Origin of the sequence: Planktothrix serta PCC 8927 (genome assembly GCF_900010725.2) — a bacterium.
GTDB lineage: Bacteria > Cyanobacteriota > Cyanobacteriia > Cyanobacteriales > Microcoleaceae > Planktothrix > Planktothrix serta.
Window position 1 is genome coordinate 1 of sequence record NZ_LR734849.1, and the last position, 5,312, is coordinate 5,312.

Below are 5,312 nucleotides of genomic sequence, written 5' to 3' on the forward strand. Positions count from 1 at the left end.
TGGATGATCTAACTCCCTGCTTTTTAAAGGGGGCTGGGGGGGATCACTCTCTTTTACTGTTTCTTGATCTAACTCCCCCCTTTTTAAGGGGGGCTGGGGGGGATCACTCTGTTCAGAAGAAAATTGATCAATTTGCAGTGCTAACCAAATTGTATCCGCTATTTCTTCGGCTGACAATTCCAGTTTTTGACTCAACACTGTAATTAATTGATTAATCATCTGTCCTCCGCACTGCTTAAATATTTCATTAACACATCAATTAGATCATTTTCTTCTGCTGCTTCGGGTTTAAATTCACGAGTCACCATATAAATTGCATTCAAAAGTTGATCTGTAGCAATATCTCCTCCTTCTCGTAATTCTATAAACTTTTTAATTAAATTCTCTATTTTTGTTCTATCTTGCGTTAATTTATCTTTCTCTAAATGGGCTTCAACAATTTCCATTAACGCAGTTGCATCAGGATCATAAGGCATATTTAACCTTAAACACCGCCTGAGAAATGCGGGCGGAAAATCTCGTTCACCGTTATTCGTTAAAATAATAAAGGGGAAATTTAGACAACGAACTTTTCCATCTTTTATAGGTACGTCTATCCCATCATAAGTTCTAACTTCTACTTGATTTATTTCTTGAGAAATTCGGGCTAATTCTGGGATTTCAAATTCTCCCTCCTCAAATAAATTCAGTAAATCATTAGGTAAATTAATATCGCTTTTGTCGATTTCATCAATTAATAATACACGGGGACGAGGGGAAGGAAGCAACGCTGTTCCTAATGGCCCTAATTGAATATAGCGACCGATATCTTTACTTTTATCGCCCATTTGTACATCTTGAAGACGAGCGATCGCATCATAACGATATAATCCTTCTTGTAATGTTGAACGGGCGGTAATATACCAAGGTAAAACTGTCCCTAATTTTAATTCATAAGCCACCGCATAAGCTAAAGAGGTTTTACCCGTCCCCGGTTTTCCAGTGACTAATAAAGGTCGTCTTAAATATAAAGCCGCATTGACCATATTAATCACACTATTGCGGTCATTATTGTTATCAGTTTGAATCCGAAAACTTTGACCTCTTTCTGAGTCCCTAGTATTTTTGTCTAAACCCTGACAAAACTTTTGCCAACGTTGTTCAATTTCTGTAACAATTGCTTCATCTACCCCCGTAAATTTACGCCAACTGGGGGGAGGTGGAAGGCGATTAATCTCATCATGGGGTTGACTATTTCCTTTAAATATTTTCCAGTTATTCATCGTTTTAGTTTAAACTCCTTATTATTGTCCAGGTGATCTTAAATCTAGCATTACATCAGGTGGAATGCGATAGGGATTATCCCAAAGCAGGGATAAATGACAACCTAAATGTTTCTCATTTTTTTCAGCATTAGCTTCCTTTCTAGTTTGTTGAACTGATTTACATAAGTTTTTTAAGGGTTTAGACATTAATATTTTATCTATTTCATCAACTTGATGAGTATCAATTTCACATCTTGTCCAAACTACAATCGGTGTTTTGGTGAATAATATACACAGAAATAACCTATGAACTTTTTGCTTGTTGAGACAACAAGTTACCTTTAATCCAATTTTTTCCTGTAATTTTATTTCCAACTGTTGAGGAGTCAAATTTTCCGTATCTTGAAGATGTTCAAATAACTCTGGAGTGGGTGTTTTATCTAAACAATTTCTAACTTTATCCCAATTTTGTAGCCAATCAGAACGCTCAGACTGATACTTTGGCTGAATACGTTCCAGTAATCGCAATCGCATTGAATATTTAGCTCCTAAAGGAATTTTTTGAACGAGTTGGTTTGGGTGATCAATTTCCCATGAATTTATGTTCATATACATTAAATCACTGGGTAAGAAAATTTCAATTGTTAACTGATATTTTTTTCTAAAAAGAAGATGCTCGTCGTTAACAGCTTTTTTGATAAAATTATCTAACTGTTTGGGAATTTCCTTAGATTGACAAACTACTCCCCATAAGTTTTTATTTTTATCAATATCAATCAGGGGAATAAACTTGGGTTTATCCTTCCTCGGAACTGAGTCATCAATAACTAACCAAGCATTTAATGAAAAAAATTCGGGAGACTTACCATATTCAACAGTAACAATTAAATAGGATTCTAGGAGTTTGTTAATCTTCTCAATAGGTTTATTTTCTATTTCCAATAAATCACTTAATTCATCACTAATATCTTCAGGTAAAACTTGATTTTGGATGAGATCGTTACCAAACTCATGTAATTTGCCATCTTGTTCTAATTTTGTTAGTCTCCTTTCAATATCATTACTATTTTGGTACAACCATCTATCGGGAGGTAAATATTTTTGGAATGATTCTTCAATCACTGCTTTGATCTCTGAAGGTAATTTTTCGAGCATTAATATTATTTTCTTGACATTTGAAGCAGTTTCAAAAATAGACTCCTCCAAACTTTTTAGTAATCCAGTGATAGTTGTTTCCATCACCCCTAATTTATTACACACTTCAGCAAAACCAGACGTGATTTCTTGAGAAATTTCTTGAAAAAATTTATTTTGTTTTTCCTCGCTATCATTTAATTTATCTTCTATTTTCTGAAAACGCTGAAAAACAGACTTAAAATGATCTGTCTGAGTCGCTTCCAGTCTATCTAATTTTTCTTTCGTCCCAGCTAGTAATTTTAAGGTCAAAGCGGCAAAGGCTTTTCCCTCTTTAGCAAAATCTTCCTTGAGCGTTTCTCGTAATGCTATTGGGAAATGTGTAACCAGTAAATTAATAACATACTCATCCACCTCTGGAGATAGCTGACAATTAGTATCACGCTTTCCAGCCAGAGCCCCCAAAAATACACTATAACCCTCCAATGTATAACAATCATGAACTGGCTCAGGAGTTAAAGATATCTGCTTTAACTTCTGAAAAATTTCCCCCCATTCTTCAAATTCTAGCGCAATATCTTTTTCTTTAACATCTTTTTCTTGAGTAATAAAAACCTTGTGAAGAGCATCTTCCTTTAACTGTTCAGGAATTATTTTTTTAGGAATTTCGTGCCAATTATCTCTGGTTTTGATCGCTATTTTTTTTAAATTTTTAGAGATTTTTTTCTGATTTGAATACTTTTTCCCGGCTAGGGTAATAACAGCAGCCATTGCTTTTCCTACAGCCTTAGTCAAATGCTGATTTTGTAGTGATACATCAGAATCTCTTTCGGGAATAAAAAGATCAAGAGTATTAGCCGTATTCCCCCCAAATATACTACCCAACATTTTGGAGAACTCTACGAAAAGCGGGGGCGTGGTTGCCGGAGCCATCTGGGGAAATACCACAGTAGTCAACAGACAACAACCACCGAAAACCCCCAATCTTAATAGTGTTCGCAAACACATAATTCCTCATTTCCTTCGGGCTCTGAATGGGAGGTGAGGGTTGTAAAGCCCTCATCAACCTCCAATAATTATTATCTAATTTTCTTAACTAATCCAATTTCTTTTGGACGTTATCGAGTGCATCCTTAGCCGCAGTTTTTAAGTTATCAACGAGGTTTTGAGCTTGGTCTTTAAGATCGGCTGCTACATTCATAGCCTCTGCTTGTAATTGTTTGGCTTCTCCTTCTGCTTTCAGTTGGTTATCGCCTGTCAACTCACCCGCAGCGGCTTTTAATTTGCCTTCGGCATTGGTAGCCGCCGCTTTGATTTTATCTTCCATACTCATAACATTTTGCTCCTTAAAGAATAGTAAAGTGATTTGTCAAAATTCAAACCGAAAATTGTTCGGAATGGTGGTTTATTCCCCTACTTTTCTGCTAATATTTGTTAACAAATACAGGGGTTTTGAATTGTATCTAGTAGGGAGCCGTATCCCAATAGACATAAATTGACTCATCGGTTAACCGATAAATTTGCCCTTTGCCATCCAAACCAGCTTGACGATAGGCGGCATCACCATCCTGGTCTACATAGTTACCCGGTTTAGCCCCTTTCGGGCGCAGGTCGTAGCGTTTGCCATCCTGGAGTTGAATGCCAACGACGCCTTGACGTTGAGAAAAGGTACATAGCCCAGAAGATGAGGCTTTATCTTCTCCCTTGGGATAAACATCACAACGAGCTTTTACGGTGTCTGCTTTCGCAACCAGAGCAGTACCCAAAACGGTCAAAGACAGGAGTGCTGCAAAAACAGAGGTCTGAACTTTCATGATCGTTGTATTTTAAACGGTGGCAGGAATTAGTTTATTTCCTAAGATAGATTGCTTTTGACAAATTTTAGGATAGTGCATCTTTGCTGAAATTTCAATAAATTTAACTGACGAGGGGGTTTGGGGGAGCGATAAGTCCCACACTGAATTTCACGCTCACTAAAAAATAACCACCAAATCAGTGTGGGATACTTCGACCCTTCGGCAAGCTCAGGGCATCGCAAGCTCAGTAACAACATGGACTCCCCCAAGTTAATTTTGTATGTCCCAATTCCGACCAAATTAACAATAATATGCTAGAGTATATTAAAGAGTTTTGAAAGCGACAATGTTTCAAGGGTATAAATTCCGAATCTATCCAGCGATTGAGCAGCAAATAGCCTTAGCCAAAAGCTTTGGTTGTTGCCGTTGGTATTGGAATTATGCCCTAAACTTATGTCAAGAAACTTATAAAACAACAGGAAAAGGGCTATCAAGAAAAGCGATTCAAGGATTATTACCTCAACTGAAGCAGGAATATCCTTGGCTAAAAGATGCTTATTCCCAATGCTTGCAAGTTGTCGCTCTCAATTTATGTACAGCTTACAAAAACTTCTTTGAGAAACGAGCAAGATTACCTCAATTCAAATCCAAACACGGTAGGCAATCAATCAGTTATCCCCAAAGCGTTAAATTTGAAGGGGATTACCTGAAATTACCCGGTAAAGTGGGGTTAGTTTATTGTCGTCGCCATCGAGAAATTGAGGGAACAATTAAAACCGTTACCATCTCCAAGAATCGTGATGGGAAATACTACGCATCGGTGTTAGTTGATGACGGCAAGGAAATCCCTAATTCGTCAACCAACGGAAAAGCAATTGGGATTGATTTAGGATTAATACACTTTGCAATCACCAGCGATGGAGATAAATATAGTAATCCCAAGCATTTTGCTAAACATCAACGCAATTTAAAACGGAAGCAACAGAAATTATCCCACAAACAAAAGGGAAGTAATAGTAGACAAAAAGCAAGATTAAAGGTGGCTAAAGTTCACGCTAAAATCGCTCGTTGTCGAGAAGATTTTCTACACAAGCTATCCCGCAAGATAGTCAACGAAAACCAAGTGATTGCTGTAGAA

At 37.1% G+C, this 5,312-nt stretch carries 6 protein-coding genes; 1 reads left to right on the top strand and 5 read right to left on the bottom strand.

Translation table 11 applies throughout. The annotated features are described in order from the left end of the window. The 5 genes from PL8927_RS06845 to PL8927_RS06865 form a co-directional block, all read right to left on the bottom strand. A partial coding sequence (locus PL8927_RS06845; protein WP_156093119.1) for a hypothetical protein occupies positions 1-219 on the bottom strand: 219 nt, incomplete at its 3' end. Continuing rightward, positions 216-1,262: an AAA family ATPase gene (locus tag PL8927_RS06850; RefSeq protein WP_083618945.1), complete on the bottom strand. Its 1,047-nt coding sequence runs from the start codon at positions 1,260-1,262 to the stop codon at positions 216-218. The genes PL8927_RS06845 and PL8927_RS06850, both read right to left, overlap by 4 nt. Positions 1,263-1,283: 21 nt before the next feature. Beyond that, complete coding sequence (locus PL8927_RS06855) at positions 1,284-3,311, bottom strand: VMAP-C domain-containing protein (RefSeq protein WP_156093120.1); 2,028 nt, start codon at positions 3,309-3,311, stop codon at positions 1,284-1,286. 163 nt (positions 3,312-3,474) lie between these two features. Beyond that, a complete protein-coding gene (locus PL8927_RS06860; RefSeq protein WP_083618949.1) occupies positions 3,475-3,711 on the bottom strand; it encodes a CsbD family protein in 237 nt (78 codons plus the stop codon). A gap of 130 nt (positions 3,712-3,841) precedes the next feature. Continuing rightward, positions 3,842-4,192, bottom strand: a complete 351-nt coding sequence (locus PL8927_RS06865; RefSeq protein ID WP_083618950.1) for a hypothetical protein — start codon at positions 4,190-4,192, stop codon at positions 3,842-3,844. A gap of 328 nt (positions 4,193-4,520) precedes the next feature. On the opposite strand from PL8927_RS06865, the gene PL8927_RS06870 reads away from it, so the two are divergent. Continuing rightward, positions 4,521-5,312, top strand: a 792-nt coding sequence (locus PL8927_RS06870) for an RNA-guided endonuclease InsQ/TnpB family protein (protein WP_156093121.1), incomplete at its 3' end; no start/stop codon positions are given.